Source organism: Shewanella sp. QJM3NY_23 (assembly GCF_056173105.1).
The window spans coordinates 2,729,246-2,743,145 of sequence record NZ_CM149657.1 but is presented as its reverse complement, the minus strand read 5'-3'; the positions used below and the strand labels follow the sequence as shown (position 1 = coordinate 2,743,145).

At 44.5% G+C, this 13,900-nt stretch carries 13 protein-coding genes and 1 pseudogene; 9 read left to right on the top strand and 5 right to left on the bottom strand.

The window, feature by feature from the left end; genetic code table 11:
* Positions 1-9 precede the first annotated feature (9 nt).
* The 3 genes from AC0VXX_RS12190 to AC0VXX_RS12180 all read right to left on the bottom strand — a co-directional run bounded on the left by AC0VXX_RS12190 (position 10) and on the right by AC0VXX_RS12180 (position 1,424).
* On the bottom strand, positions 10-567 hold the full coding sequence (locus tag AC0VXX_RS12190) for a YqgE/AlgH family protein (protein WP_475514464.1): 558 nt from the start codon (positions 565-567) through the stop codon (positions 10-12).
* Between the two features lie 17 nt (positions 568-584).
* The gene (yciH, locus tag AC0VXX_RS12185; protein ID WP_475517015.1) at positions 585-914 is read right to left on the bottom strand and encodes a stress response translation initiation inhibitor YciH; all 330 of its coding nucleotides are present in this window, start codon (positions 912-914) and stop codon (positions 585-587) included.
* Between the two features lie 198 nt (positions 915-1,112).
* Positions 1,113-1,424 carry a hypothetical protein gene (locus tag AC0VXX_RS12180; protein WP_475514463.1) on the bottom strand — a complete coding sequence of 104 codons (312 nt, stop codon included), beginning with the start codon at positions 1,422-1,424 and terminating at the stop codon, positions 1,113-1,115.
* Positions 1,425-1,600: 176 nt separating this feature from the next.
* Between AC0VXX_RS12180 and AC0VXX_RS12175 the strand changes: the two genes are divergently transcribed.
* Together AC0VXX_RS12175 and AC0VXX_RS12170 are read left to right on the top strand one after the other, a co-directional pair.
* Positions 1,601-2,161, top strand: a complete 561-nt coding sequence (locus AC0VXX_RS12175) for a DUF4136 domain-containing protein (RefSeq protein WP_475514462.1) — start codon at positions 1,601-1,603, stop codon at positions 2,159-2,161.
* Positions 2,162-2,419: 258 nt separating this feature from the next.
* Positions 2,420-2,872, top strand: coding sequence for a DUF924 family protein (locus tag AC0VXX_RS12170; RefSeq protein WP_475514461.1), 453 nt, complete (start codon positions 2,420-2,422; stop codon positions 2,870-2,872).
* Positions 2,873-2,956: 84 nt separating this feature from the next.
* Here the strand turns inward: AC0VXX_RS12170 and AC0VXX_RS12165 are convergent, their stop codons facing one another.
* The gene (locus AC0VXX_RS12165; protein ID WP_475514460.1) at positions 2,957-3,844 is read right to left on the bottom strand and encodes a LysR family transcriptional regulator; all 888 of its coding nucleotides are present in this window, start codon (positions 3,842-3,844) and stop codon (positions 2,957-2,959) included.
* Between the two features lie 85 nt (positions 3,845-3,929).
* On the opposite strand from AC0VXX_RS12165, the gene AC0VXX_RS12160 reads away from it, so the two are divergent.
* The 7 genes and pseudogenes from AC0VXX_RS12160 (at position 3,930) to AC0VXX_RS12130 (ending at position 11,907) form a co-directional block, all read left to right on the top strand.
* The gene (locus AC0VXX_RS12160; RefSeq protein ID WP_475514459.1) at positions 3,930-4,334 is read left to right on the top strand and encodes a PACE efflux transporter; all 405 of its coding nucleotides are present in this window, start codon (positions 3,930-3,932) and stop codon (positions 4,332-4,334) included.
* A 224-nt stretch (positions 4,335-4,558) separates the two neighbouring features.
* Complete coding sequence (locus tag AC0VXX_RS12155) at positions 4,559-5,122, top strand: OmpA family protein (protein WP_475514458.1); 564 nt, start codon at positions 4,559-4,561, stop codon at positions 5,120-5,122.
* Positions 5,123-5,154: 32 nt separating this feature from the next.
* Positions 5,155-5,979 carry a mechanosensitive ion channel family protein gene (locus tag AC0VXX_RS12150; RefSeq protein ID WP_475514457.1) on the top strand — a complete coding sequence of 275 codons (825 nt, stop codon included), beginning with the start codon at positions 5,155-5,157 and terminating at the stop codon, positions 5,977-5,979.
* Positions 5,980-6,228: 249 nt separating this feature from the next.
* A complete protein-coding gene (gene phoB, locus AC0VXX_RS12145; RefSeq protein WP_475514456.1) occupies positions 6,229-6,918 on the top strand; it encodes a phosphate regulon transcriptional regulator PhoB in 690 nt (229 codons plus the stop codon).
* Positions 6,919-7,012: 94 nt separating this feature from the next.
* A complete protein-coding gene (phoR, locus tag AC0VXX_RS12140) occupies positions 7,013-8,320 on the top strand; it encodes a phosphate regulon sensor histidine kinase PhoR (RefSeq protein ID WP_475514455.1) in 1,308 nt (435 codons plus the stop codon).
* A 292-nt stretch (positions 8,321-8,612) separates the two neighbouring features.
* Positions 8,613-9,584 (top strand): PstS family phosphate ABC transporter substrate-binding protein, encoded by a 972-nt coding sequence (locus AC0VXX_RS12135; RefSeq protein WP_475514454.1) that lies wholly within the window; start codon positions 8,613-8,615, stop codon positions 9,582-9,584.
* Positions 9,585-10,122: 538 nt separating this feature from the next.
* Positions 10,123-11,907, top strand: a pseudogene (locus AC0VXX_RS12130) (M1 family metallopeptidase).
* A 1,278-nt stretch (positions 11,908-13,185) separates the two neighbouring features.
* Here the strand turns inward: AC0VXX_RS12130 and AC0VXX_RS12125 are convergent.
* Positions 13,186-13,674, bottom strand: coding sequence for a glutathione peroxidase (locus AC0VXX_RS12125; protein WP_475514453.1), 489 nt, complete (start codon positions 13,672-13,674; stop codon positions 13,186-13,188).
* Between the last annotated feature and the right edge of the window lie 226 nt (positions 13,675-13,900).

The following is a 13,900-nucleotide window of genomic DNA, read 5'->3' as shown; positions in this document are numbered from 1 at the left end:
CTGTTGGGGTTAGGCATGGCCTATTTGGTTGCAAAGCTGGCCAATATCAAAGCCTAGGGTTTGGGTGGCCTTTTGCCAGCGTTGCTCGTGTGGCGTTTTAAATAAAATATCGAGAGAGGCGGGGATGGTTAACCATGAATTTTCCCCTAACTCTTGCTCTAATTGCTGCCGGCCCCATCCGGCGTAACCTAGTGCGACAATAAAGTTGTCGGGTGCATTGTTACTGCCCAGTGAAGCCAGTACATCGCGCGATGTAGTGAGCATTATTTCATCATTTATAAGCTGACTATTACTCCACTTATCTTGGGGGGTGTGAAGCACAAAGCCCTTTTCTTGTTCTACAGGGCCGCCAAGCAGTACTTCACTGTTAATGCTGTCAACTTTATTGACCTCGTTGAGGTTCATCTGCTGCAGTAGCTCATTAACATCGATACCGACTGGGCGGTTAATCATCAGCCCCATGGCGCCTTGTTGGTTGTGTTCACATAAGTAGATGACTGAACGCTCGAAAAAGGTATCGTGAAGCGAAGGCATTGCAATAAGTAGATGATGCTGCAAACTTTCCATCTAGCACTCCAGAGTCATTAGCCACCGGCTAATTTAACTTGATAATTGAGTTTTTCAAGTAGGGTTTTGAGTTGTTCGCGATTGTCGGTTTGTACTTCAATATTGAACTCTTTGACCGTGCCGCCGCAACCGCACTGTTTTTTGAGCTTCTGTGCTAATGCTTTTAACTCTTTTTCATCTAACCCTAGGCCTTTTATAACAGAGACCCCTTTGCCTTTACGGCCTTTGCTGTCTTTGTGAATTCGGACTATGCCGTCACCTTGTGGGGCGGATTCTGGCTGTTTCTTTTCAGTGATTTTGCCTATATCTGTGCTATAGACTAAAGCTACATTAGGATCGATTCTCATCTTTAATCGGACGGTTATGGGCGATATATCGAGTTTACCAAATTGCGCTATCCAGTGGGAGGTCTTCGCAACATTAGACAAAAAAAAGACCACAAAAATGTGGTCATGGATAAGGCTTTATATCAATCTGCAGGGAGATATAAAGTCTGTATTATCCCAAAGCAACTAACGAATTAGCGCAAGGTGTGAGCAAATGGGTTATCGCTGTAATACTAATAATAGCAGGCTTAATGCGGTAAATGCCGCGCCAGTAATAATATAAGGGTGTAGTTTAGGTACTGCCACTGCGAAGCCTGTAAGGGTAAAGGCCATTGCAACCGTAAGGTAAGGGGCGTTGTCTAAGGTGGCTAAAATAAAAGCAAGCGACATCAACAATAGCAGTGGCAGTAGCAAGCATCGCCACTGCCCTTTAATTTGGGTGAGAGAGTCGGCGGTTGGCGTGGCTAATGACTTTGGCGCAAAGACAAAAATAGCACTGGCGATAACAAATGCACTGATAAACCAAGTCATATTTAACCCCCTTTTTAAATCTAATTGATAATCATTATCATTTGGTGGTTGCTTCAAGTCAAGGTATTTATGTTTTACAGTGTGCCAAAATAGAGTTGTAGATCAGAAATTTGCTCTGTAAGCTAAAATTTAATGAGTTAGGTTGATAGTAGGCCTTGTTTTTTGCTGGAGTTAGTATGAAAAAAATAATCGTTTTAGCAGCTGCGCTAGCGTTAACTGCTTGTAGCACGATGAAGTCGAGCTCAGATTATGATCCAAAAGTAAATTTTAATCAGATTAAAAGTTATGCTTGGGTAGATAAAAGAAATGATGATACGACTTATCATCTTGATGGTTTGATGGATCAACGTGTTAGAAGTGCTATCGAGAGTCAGTTGCAACTTAAAGGCATCACCAAAACCCGCGCCGAACAGGCCGATGTATTAGTGAACTACTTTACTAAGGTCGATAAAAAAATTGATGTTGATACTTTCAATACCAACTTTGGCTACAACCCCTATTATGGGCCGGGCTGGGCATGGGGTGGCAATATGCATACCCAAACTACGGTGCGCGAATATGAAGTGGGTACTTTAGTGGTCGACTTGGTTGATCGTAGTTCTGGGCAGTTAATTTGGCGTGGTTCTGTTGCCGATACCGTGCGCAATAAGAACACCCCCGAAGAGCGTATTGAAGTGGTTAATCGGGCGATTGCCGAGGTGATGACCCACTACCCACCCAAAGCTGAAGTAAAATAGTACTGAGGGTTGAACTCTTAGCGTAATGCATCAATAACAGTGTTATCAGGCGATAAACTCAATTTTACTTTTGATGGTTAACATTAAAACAACACAAGCGGCTCAGGCCGCTTGTGTTGTTTCTATCTATTAGGTTAGATGCGTAAAAGTTGCATACTCCACAAGCAGAGGTATTTAGACCAAAGTGCTAGATATTATTGCTGCTCTCTGGTGCTATTCTCACCAGACTATCTACTGGTTATGGGTTATGGAGGCAGCGTGGAACAGTTTTTACAGCAATGGTTTCATCATTACGATAAAGGTGTAGGCGTAGAGGCGAGTGATTTGAGCCAAGAGACTACTCGACATTGGCAATGTTTACTCCTTAACGCCAAAAGTGGTCAACTTAATAGCTGGCAACATAATCCACCAGGCAGGTTGGCACTGATTTTACTCATGGGACCTGTGGCGCACCTTTTAGAAGATGACAGTGCCATGACATTACAGCTTAAAGCCCGAGAGCTTTGTGTTTCTGGGGTTGATAAAGGTTTCGATACTCAATTAGAGCCACTGCAACGCCGCTGCTTTTATGATCCATTATTTTATTCAGCCAAAGCCGATGATAGAGCCTTACTGATCCGCTTGCTCGAAGGAATGCAGTCTCAATTAGCCTCTGCAGCTAAACCAGCCTGGTGTGCCTGGTATCAGCAAGCATCGGTAGCAAGCCATTAATTGACCTACATTTGTCAAAGCTCATTCTTAGACGAGCGAGTACAGATACGGGATTGTCGGTCGTAATCACGGCCTGATATTTTGTTATGTGGCCGTGCTGCTCATCATGTTTTTAAGCAGTTGCCTTACTAAATGACTGAGTTTCTCATCTATACCATGGTGTTGTATTACATCGACGTTAGCTACCCATCCAAACTGCTCAAATGACATAGGTATACTGCATAACTGCTGCTCGCTAATGGCCTCTTGGGCTAAATGCTCGGGTAACAGTGCCCAGCCCAAACCTGATTTAGTCAACTCCAACAATACATAATAATTGTCTGCATACCACACATCTGGTGAGTACTGTAATTGATAAGCCGTATGCGGGCTATCTTTCGCCCCGATAACCAACTGTCGAAATAACTTTAAGCGGTCAATATGAGGTGTTTTTTGTTGTGCAAGTGGATGAGTGCAGCTGACTAAAGGTTCAAACTTAACGGCGCCTAAGGTTTCAAAATCTATTTGTTGAGGATATTGGGTTTCGCTAAAAATCACGCCCATGTCAACTCGACGAGATTTGACTAAATGGATGATATCTTGGCTGGTGGCGGTTAACAGTTCTAACTGAAGCTGTGGGTAGCGCTCTGCTAGTTTTGTGAGTTGCAGGGTCAATCCAGAATAAGGTACGCCTTCGTCTATGGCTAAACTAAATCGCTGTGGTATTCCGGCCTCTATCTTGGCCATCTGTTCGAGTAATCTCTGGTGTTGAGCCAATACCGCCTTTGCTTGTTCTAGTAATGCGGTTCCTGCAGGGGTTAATTGTGGGTAGCGACCACTGCGATCAAATAAATTTTGATTAAGGTCTATCTCCATATTGGTGATCTGTTGACTGACGGCAGATTGCACCTTTCCTAAGCGCCGAGCTGCTGCAGAAAACGAACCGGTTTCGACGGTAGCAACAAAGATGCTGAGCTGCTCTATGGTCGGCATATCACTTTTCCTGATGGTAACTAACTTTTTGTCATGCTACTTCACGATAATAATAGCGCCAAGTTAAATCTGTGGAGTCACTTTGATGTCGACAAAAGAGCGAGTAATACACGCTATTATATTTGAACTGTTTGCCTTGTTGTTGGTGGTGCCATTAGTTATTGGATTTACCGGAAAAGGAGTGGCTGATGTGGCAATTATTAGCTTAGGCTTGAGTTTGTACACTATGATCTGGAACTATGTTTATAACATAGGGTTCGATAATCGATTTGGTCACCAACGTATCTCGCGTTCGATGGGCTTGCGAGTGCTTCATAGTGTCGGATTTGAGTCGGGATTAATTTTGGTGAGTGTGCCAATGATCGCTTGGTTTTTACAACTGTCATTTTTGGCGGCTTTTATGCTTGAAGCGGTTTTTTTAGTGGTTTTTTTCTTTTATGCCATTATCTTTAATTGGCTTTATGATTGGAGTCGATCTAGATGGTATTGATAAGTTTATAGCTGTCGCTGCGCCACACGCCGTTTAATGTGGAGTGTTTTACTCTGTTGATGGCTATAATTGTGAAACATTTGCCTTATCCGTTGGACTCTTTAGTTGGCGGCTAAGGCTGAAGCAGATAAAATAGATAGATGTTGTGGTCAGTTTTTAATTGCTTTTCATGCCTTTGTTGGTAATAAATGTAATTAGCCTAGCGCATCTTTAGGTAAGTAATAATGAACATACTGCTCCGTATAGGCTTGTTAGCTGTCGGATTATTACATTGTGCTAATGCGTTTTCGTGGCAAGATACTGATAACGATGGCGTCCCTGATCTCAAAGATGCTTGTCCGCATACCGCGGCAGATACCAGAGTCGACGCCCGAGGCTGTGAAAAGTCAAAACGTGTGTCTTTGTGTTTACCGACAATGAGTGGTGAGACATATCCGGCACAATGTAAACTTAATGAATCGGTTAGCGTGCATTTTCGTTTTGCGCGTGCCGAGGTGGATTATTCACAATGGCGGAGTATTGCCAGCATAGCGACATGGTTAACTGAGTATCCCGTTCGGTTGTGTATTGTTGGTCATACCGATAATGTTGGCACTGCAGAGTTTAACCAAGTTTTGTCCTATGATAGGGCCTTGAGTGTCAAAAAAGTACTTGTTGAAGATTATGGGTTTAATCCCAGTCGGTTTTGTATCGCAGGCAAAGGCAGCACTCAGCCCATTGCCAGTAATGCCTCTGTTGCCGGGCGAGCACAAAATCGACGAGCCGAATTTATTGTCGAGACGCGGTAGTTACCGGGTTTATATTATTGAGGGAGCGTAAAATGGAAAACTTGGATAGTTATATTGCACAAGCGCCAGAGCTTATCATGACCTACGGTTTGCAGGTTGTGTTAGCTCTGGTTATTTTCGTTGTTGGTAAATACTTTGCCAATATTGCTAAAAAAATCACCAGTAAATTATTAACTAAACGCAAGATAGATCCGACGGTTGTCTCGTTTGTGTCTAATTTGGCGTGGGCAGCGGTGTTTGTCTTTACCGTGATTGCCACGTTAGGACAGATAGGGGTGCAGACGGCTTCATTAGTGGCCGTTATCGGTGCCGCCGGTTTGGCTGTGGGTCTTGCATTACAGGGCTCTCTATCAAACTTTGCCTCTGGCGTGTTAATGGTAATATTTCGTCCTTGTCGTGTGGGGGACTATATTGAGGCTGCAGGTATCGCAGGGACTGTCGATGAGATCACCATTTTTTCGACTAAACTGCGCACCCCTGACAACAAGGTGATTGTTGCGCCTAATTCCTCGGTTATGAATGGCACCATTACCAACTACTCGGCAATGGACACTCGTCGTATCGATTTAGTCATTGGGGTCTCTTATGATGCCGATCTAAAAGAGACTAAGGCGGTATTAAAAAGTGTATTAGATAATAATAGCTATGTACTCAAGGATCCTGCCTACACAGTGGCACTGGTTGAATTGGCTAATTCATCGGTTAATTTTGTGGTGCGTCCTTGGGTTAAAGGCAGTGATTACTGGCCTGCACGCTTTGAGATCCTTGAGCAAATTAAAGTCGCGCTGGATGAAGCTAATATTGGTATTCCTTATCCACAAATGGATATTTACGTCAAAGAAACACCCGCCACTTAAGCATTAATCTTATTGTGTGGTCTAAAGCCAGCCGTTACTCACGGCTGGCTTTTTTGTTTGCCATTTATCTAAGGTGAATACCCTAAAGCGGTGATATATAGCGGCGAAGAATTACCTTGGCTCCTCTCTGTTTTTAAGTTTCATGACAAAAACAAGCGACTTTATGACAATATAGGGGGCTGATTCATAATTTTGTAATAAAATGGCCTAATAATGGCAACGTGGGTATTCACTGATAGAAGATCGCATATGACTGCTAGGATTTTGATAGTTGAAGATGAGCTGGCCATCCGAGAGATGTTAGCTTTTGTTTTAGAACAACATGGATTTACGACAACTACAGCAGAGGATTTTGACTCAGCCTTAGATATGTTGACAGAACCTTATCCCGATTTAGTGCTGCTGGATTGGATGTTTCCCGGTGGGAGCGGTATTCAATTAGCGAAAAAGCTACGTCAGGATGAATTTACGCGCCATATCCCAGTGATTATGCTGACGGCAAGGGGCGAAGAGGAAGATAAGGTCAAAGGGCTGGAAGTGGGCGCCGATGACTATATCACCAAGCCTTTTTCGCCTAAAGAGCTGGTGGCACGTATCAAGGCGGTTATGCGTCGCAGTGCGCCTACTGCCTTAGATGAACCTATCGATGTGCAAGGTCTGGTGCTAGACCCTGTTAGTCACCGAGTCACCGTCGGCGAACAGGTAGTCGATATGGGGCCGACCGAGTTTAGATTATTGCATTTCTTTATGACCCATCCAGAGCGAGTATATAGCCGCGAACAACTGCTCGATAATGTGTGGGGCACTAATGTGTATGTTGAAGACCGCACCGTTGATGTGCATATTCGCCGCTTACGTAAAGCCGTTGAACCCTCAAATCACGACAGGTTGATTCAAACCGTTAGAGGGGCCGGGTACCGTTTTTCGACCCGGCTCTAATGGCTTGTGTTGAGTTAATGGGTGCATGAAAATTTAATAGGCGTTAGCCTCAGTATCGATTATCTTGTGCTCACTTGCGCATTAGGGTTTCGCTATGTTTAATTCATACTCTGGCTATCAATTGCTTAGTCGCTTAGCGCTATTCTTGTTAGCTTGCCTTGCCATTGGCTTGTTGTTTGGGCAGGTATTGCCAGTGATGCTGCTTGGCTGTATCGGCTTGCTTGTTTGGCATTATCAACAGTTATCTAGGCTAAATTTCTGGCTTTGGCGTGATAAACGTCTGACACCCCCTAATGGCAGCGGAAGTTGGGAAGGGGTGTTTAATGGTATCTATCGTCTGCAAGGTAAAAATCGTAAACGAGTGGCGCAATTAGCCGATCTGCTCGCACGCTTTAGGCAAGGGGCTGAGGCCCTGCCAGATGCTGCTGTTGTGCTGGATTCAGACAATAATATTGCCTGGTGTAATAAATTAGCCCAGCGATTGTTGGGGTTAGTATGGCCACAAGATAAAGGCCAGCGCATCGATAACCTTTTGCGTCATCCTGATTTTTCTCGTTATCTTAAACAAGCGACATTTGATGAGCCCTTTGAGTTTGTCGATAGCCAAAATGAATCGCGCGTGTTAGAAATTCGTATCATGGGCTACGGTGCTGGTCAGCGCTTGCTGATCGCCCGTGATATTACCCGTATTCGTCAACTCGAAGGGATGCGCAAAGAGTTTGTCGCTAATGTGTCGCACGAATTGAAAACGCCCTTAACCGTGCTACAAGGTTATTTGGAAATGATGCAGGAGGTGGCCGAGTTTAATCCTGGTCAACATAAAGCGTTGCAGCAAATGCAGCAACAGACCAATCGCATGCATTCCATGGTCGAGCAGTTACTGGTGTTATCACGTATTGAAGATGGCTCTGCGGTGAATCTCGATGCCAAAGTCAATATGGCTCTGCTGATTGATATGCTCAAAGAGGAGGCGCAGGCTTTGGCTCAGGGACAGTATCAACTGAGTTTTGATTGCGATCCGGCCTTGAACATTTATGGTAATGAAGTCCAGATCAGAAGTGCCTGTTCTAATTTACTCTCTAATGCCATTCGTTATACCGACCCAGGTGGCACAGTTCATGTGTGTTGGAAGCGAGTACCTTTAGGCGCGCAGTTTAGTGTGACCGACTCAGGTGAGGGTATTGCGCCGCAGCACCTGACACGGCTTACAGAGCGATTTTATCGCGTCGATAGCGCTCGCTCTCGGCAGCGGGGCGGCACAGGGCTAGGATTAGCCATTACCAAACATGCGCTTAATCATCACCAGAGTGATTTGATGATAGAAAGCCGTCCAGGCAAAGGGAGCTGTTTTAGTTTTATTATTCCCAATCATCTTATTGATGCGGGCAAACGTGGCCATTAAACCTATTGGTTAAGCTTATCAGCTGAGCCCTGTTGCTCGGAGTCATTTATCTACCGAATAAATCAGTTAATAACATCTGTTTATTTTCATCATTAACAGAGATAGCGCCGACAAGGCGCTTTTTGGTTATTGATGCTGTAGGTAATTGTAACCTTTCCCTAAATAAGTCACTTTTATGATGGTCTGTCATCTAAGTGTCACATCTTCGTCATAGACTTGTCATTGTTGCGATAGATACTGACTGCAACTTAAATAAAACGAGTAAGCAAGTCGCTTAACACTGGAGCAAAGAATGAAACTTAAACAGCTTGTTGGTGCGGTGAGTTTGACAGCCGCTAGCGTATTCTCAGTCGCCTCTATGGCTGCTATCGATCCGTCACTGCCCACTTATGAAAAAAGCAGCGGTGTATCGGGTAACCTTTCATCTGTTGGCTCAGATACCTTAGCGAATATGATGACCCTGTGGGCCGAAGAGTACAAAGAGATGTACCCTAACGTTAATATTCAAATTCAAGCGGCCGGATCTTCTACTGCGCCGCCAGCATTGACTGAAGGGACTTCACAGTTTGGCCCAATGAGCCGCAAAATGAAGCCCAATGAAATCGAAGCGTTTGAAAAGCACTATGGATATCAGCCAACAGAGATCCGTGTTGCTATTGATGCTTTGGCTGTTTTTGTTCATAAAGATAATCCTATTAAGGGGCTGAGTATCGAGCAGATCGATGGTATCTTCTCGGCTACCCATAAGTGCGGCGGTAATGACGTGCAGCGTTGGTCTGACGTTGGGCTTGGGGGCGATTGGGCTGCTAAAGATGTGCAGCTTTACGGTCGTAACTCGGTCTCCGGGACCTACGGTTACTTTAAGAAAAAAGCACTATGTAAAGGCGATTTTAAAGCCAACGTTAACGAACAACCTGGTTCAGCGTCGGTAGTGCAATCTGTCTCTCAGTCATTAAATGCGATTGGTTATTCAGGGATTGGTTATAAGACTGCAGGTGTGAAAGCCGTGGCTATAGCCAAAAAAGGCGATGATTACATCGAAGCAACCGCAGCCAATGCAGCAGATGGTAGTTATCCTCTATCACGTTACTTGTATGTGTATGTAAACAAGCACCCTAATAAAGACTTAGCACCATTAGAACGTGAATTCCTGCGCTTTATTTTGTCTAAGCAAGGGCAGAAAACAGTAGAGAAAGACGGTTATGTTCCACTACCACTGAGTGTGACTGCCAAAGATTTAGAAAAAGCTGGCATCCGCCTATAACGGGCGCGGTTTAGGGGGAGACCCCATCAGCAAAGGCCTCAATTTGAGGCCTTTTTTGTTTTCTGTGCTATCAGTTATGAGCTAGCGCGGCGCTTTACCCATGTTATCTCGGTGGCTAACAATACGATAACGGGGGGCTGCCATGTTGGCGTGCAAAAAAAAGCGACCTAAAGTAGGTCGCTACAAATGCCAGTTGGGATTTGGTTGATAGTCGCGCTAGAGACTATCGAAAAGGGAGATGATGAACCATGAAAACCTTTGTAACCAATCAATGACCCATAAGGGACTCTGCATCAGTTAAAATCAATTGTGCTCATATAATCAGAGTCCGCTTTGCTATTTTAGTTCCGATTTTTTTATTATTTTTTAGCATTGATTGTTAGCACTGAGTTTAGCTGAGACCTATTATGCGGGCTCAGCGATATTAAGGACTCATGCAAGCGTAAGATAGCAGTTTGCTTAATCTCAATGACAAGCGGTTAGTCGATGATTACACTAAGCGCTATTGACGTTAGGGCAATAATAATAAGGATAAAATGTGGCTAAGCAATGGGACAATAATCAAGATCATCACTCATTTGCGAATGTTGAACAGATCCGAGTATCGCATCTGAGCTTGGCGGTTGCGGTTGATTTTGAGCTGCAACGATTAACTGGCACTGCTAAGCTAACGCTGAACTATCTTGATGAGCAGTGCTGCCACTTGTATCTGGATAGCCGCGATCTGGTGATCCACTCGGTGCGAGATGACAAAAACAATCGGCTCGACTTTCATTTTGATAAGCACGATGCTACCCGGGGGCAGCGACTGCATATTCAGCTGCATGCAAATTCAGCTAACATCACTATCGATTATCACACTAGCGCTAATGCACAAGGGTTGCAGTGGCTAACCCCCGAACAAACCAGCGGCAAGCAGTTACCGTTTCTATTTAGTCAGTCTCAACCCATTAATGCCCGCAGTTGGATCCCCTTGCAAGACACCCCGCAAGCCAGAATCACCTTTGATGCCAAAGTGAATGTGCCCCACGGTATGCGTGCAGTGATGAGCGCGATGAACGATGCAAACGCGCCACTTAATGGCCAGTTTTTATTTGAAATGGAAAAGCCTATTCCGACTCACCTGCTGGCGATTGCCGTTGGCGATTTACAATTTGGCAGTTTAGGACCGCGTAGTGGGGTTTATGCCGAGCCTGAGGTGCTTGGTTCGGCGGTGAGTGAATTTGAAGATACAGAGCAGATGATCAATACCGCCGAGTTGCTGCTGGGCCCTTACCCATGGGGGCGTTACGACATGATAGTGTTGCCTCCCAGTTTTCCCTTCGGTGGTATGGAAAATCCGCGTCTAGCCTTTATGACACCAACCTTAATTGCCGGTGATAAGAGCCTAGTATCTACGGTTGCCCATGAGCTGGCGCATTCGTGAACCGGCAACTTAGTCAGTAATGCAACTTGGCGCGACCTTTGGCTTAATGAAGGGTTTACCACCTATTTTACCCACCGTATTGTTGAAGCGGTTTATGGCAAAGAGCAGGCACAGCTCGAATTAGTCTTAGAGTATGGTCGCCTAGCGCAAGAACTCGCCTCCATGCCGACAACGGCGCAAACCTTGCCAGCTAATGTGCAAGCAGGCGATCCGAATGAGGCTTTTAACCGTTTTACTTACGATAAAGCATCGATGTTTGTACATGACTTAGAAAAACGCTTAGGGAGAGAGGCGTTCGATGCATTCTTAAACGCCTATGTGAGTCATTTTGCCTTTGAGGCGATCACCACAGAGCAGTTTATCGATTATGCGCAGCAGACATTACTGCAACAACATGGTGATGTACTGAGTGAGGCTGAGTTGCTGGAATGGATCTACGGCACGGGCATGCCGTCATGGTTTACGCCGCCTTATTCAAATAGTTTAGATAAAGTTGATGCGCTTCTGATGAGCTGGCGAGCCAGTGGTGATATTACTCCAGCGCAAACCGCAGATTGGCGCGTTCATCATTGGCAATATTTTATTAATAGCTTGCCTGAACAATTAAGCCATCAACAGTTACAACAGCTAGATAGTGCTTTTGGTTTTAGTCATTCGACTAACGCCGAAATCGCCTGTGATTGGTATCGGGTGGCGATTCGCAATCATTATGATGTCGTGCTGCCCTTGGTAGAGACATTCTTATTAAATATTGGCCGAGCTAAGTTTGTGCGGCCATTATATGCCGAGCTCCTGCTGGCTGGGTATCGACAGCCTTTAATGGCGATTTACCAACAGGCGCGAGCAAGGTATCACCCGTCATTAGTCGCGCAACTTGATAAGCAGTTGGGCGTGTAACAGCTTGCCAATCAATAGGTAAAAAAAATGGCAACCTAATAGGTTGCCATAAACGAAAGTGGTGGAGTGTGATTAACCCAAATGCGCTAGCGTGGGGTTAATGCTCCTGGGGCCCATCCGGCCACCAAAGGGAGATGATGATGAACAAATCATGATGAAAAATCTGTTACTCCTTATCAGAGTGTCCCGTTGCAAGTTAGTTCCCAGCTTGAGTAAAAAATAATATTGCTGCCTAATCTCAAGGTTAATTGGTGCCTTGGCGCGGTAGTGGAATATGGGGACGTGATAGCGATATATTAGAGAACTTTGGTCAACTATGGTCAGCTATTCGAGCAGTATGACGCTAACAATGGCATGGTTGAGGGCGCGTCATAAATTGACTCACTGCCAGCGTATTATAGGTAATTGCCTGGGCCTTTACTAAATAGGTAAAAAAAATGGCAACCTAATAGGCTGCCATAAACAAAGTGTTGGAGTGTGATTAACCCAAATGCGCTAGCGTTGGGTTAATGCTCCTGGGGCCCATCTGGCCACCAAAGGGAGATGATGATGAACAAATCATGATGAAAAATCTGTTACCCCTTATCAGAGTGCCCCGTTGCAAGTTAGTTCCCAGCTTGAGTAAAAAATAATTTTGCGAATTAATATCAAGGCCAATTTGAACTGTAGAGAACGGTGGCGGAATGTTGAAGAGTTATGGATCAACATTGATATACCTATGATGTTGCTCAGAAGGCGTTATTTTGCTCATGAATTGCCAGAACAGATGAAATGACACGGGCCGTTATCAATAGTAGGTAAAAAAAATGGCAACCTAATAGGTTGCCATAAACAAAGTGTTGGAGTGTGATTAATCCAATTGCGCTAGCGTTGGATTAATGCTCCTGGGGCCCATCCGGCCACCAAAGGGAGATGATGATGAACAATGAAACAAAATTACGTGCTGTGCACCTAAATTCAATAATCCGTTCAAGTAATCAGAGTCGCCATCGAATAAAAAGTTCACTGTGCGGTTAAAAAAATCATTTAATTTTGCTGGACGATAAAAGAAGGGGTAATTAATACGGATAATTGCAGGTATAAAAAAAGGCAACTCAACCGGTTGCCTGTTGATCTATTCAGATCAAGGGGACCGCGCTAGAAGTCCCAGGGAGAATGATGAACATGAATCAGCAAATCTTCGCGTTCAATTATTGGAGTGCAAGCGACACATAAAGTTCATTGCAACGTTCATAAAATGAGCGTTTTTTATGGCGTCATAGGTTGACCTATTGCTATCTAGCTGGATTTGTTCAGTAAAGATTTTATTTTTTCTCTCATAGATTCAGGTTTCGTAGTGGAGGCAAAACGCTCTACTACCTGTCCCTGACTATCGACTAAAAATTTGGTAAAGTTCCATTTGATTGATTCACTGCCAAGCAACCCTTTTGCCTGCTGCTTCAAGTAGCGATAGAGCGGATCTGTGTTAGCACCATTAACTTCAATTTTGGCAAACAGCGGGAAATTAACCCCGAAGTTGAGCTCACAAAACTGATTGATTTCGGCTTCCGCTGCGGGTTCTTGCTGCCCAAACTGGTTGCACGGAAAACCTAATACAACAAATTTTTCTGGGCCAAAATCTTCATATAGCGCCTGTAATGCTTGGTATTGTGGTGTGAAACCACATTTGCTGGCGGTATTTACAATCAGCAGCACCTTTCCCTTAAACTCTTGCATTGAGCGCGTGCTGCCATCGATATTGGTTAGCGAAAAATCATAAATAGACATCGTATTCTCCTTTTTTGATGAAAGGATAGCCTATCAGTAAAATAAATTGCGCGCAATTTACATAGCGATTTAAGTAGTAAGGTGAGTGTCATTTAGCGTTAAATGAGCAGTGAATGGCTACCGCAGTGTGATAAGCGGGGGGATTTAGCAAGAGTCGATCCAAGCGATGGGTAAAGGATTAGTTTGATAAAAACACATTTGCTACAGGGCCAGTAAACGGCTTTAG

Coding starts and splice junctions, on each gene's coding strand:
- AC0VXX_RS12190 (WP_475514464.1), bottom strand. CDS start 567: ATGGAAAGTTTGCAGCATCATCTACTTATTGCAATGCCTTCGCTTCAC.
- yciH (WP_475517015.1), bottom strand. CDS start 914: ATGAGAATCGATCCTAATGTAGCTTTAGTCTATAGCACAGATATAGGC.
- AC0VXX_RS12180 (WP_475514463.1), bottom strand. CDS start 1,424: ATGACTTGGTTTATCAGTGCATTTGTTATCGCCAGTGCTATTTTTGTC.
- AC0VXX_RS12175 (WP_475514462.1), top strand. CDS start 1,601: ATGAAAAAAATAATCGTTTTAGCAGCTGCGCTAGCGTTAACTGCTTGT.
- AC0VXX_RS12165 (WP_475514460.1), bottom strand. CDS start 3,844: ATGCCGACCATAGAGCAGCTCAGCATCTTTGTTGCTACCGTCGAAACC.
- AC0VXX_RS12160 (WP_475514459.1), top strand. CDS start 3,930: ATGTCGACAAAAGAGCGAGTAATACACGCTATTATATTTGAACTGTTT.
- AC0VXX_RS12155 (WP_475514458.1), top strand. CDS start 4,559: ATGAACATACTGCTCCGTATAGGCTTGTTAGCTGTCGGATTATTACAT.
- AC0VXX_RS12150 (WP_475514457.1), top strand. CDS start 5,155: ATGGAAAACTTGGATAGTTATATTGCACAAGCGCCAGAGCTTATCATG.
- phoB (WP_475514456.1), top strand. CDS start 6,229: ATGACTGCTAGGATTTTGATAGTTGAAGATGAGCTGGCCATCCGAGAG.
- phoR (WP_475514455.1), top strand. CDS start 7,013: ATGTTTAATTCATACTCTGGCTATCAATTGCTTAGTCGCTTAGCGCTA.
- AC0VXX_RS12135 (WP_475514454.1), top strand. CDS start 8,613: ATGAAACTTAAACAGCTTGTTGGTGCGGTGAGTTTGACAGCCGCTAGC.
- AC0VXX_RS12125 (WP_475514453.1), bottom strand. CDS start 13,674: ATGTCTATTTATGATTTTTCGCTAACCAATATCGATGGCAGCACGCGC.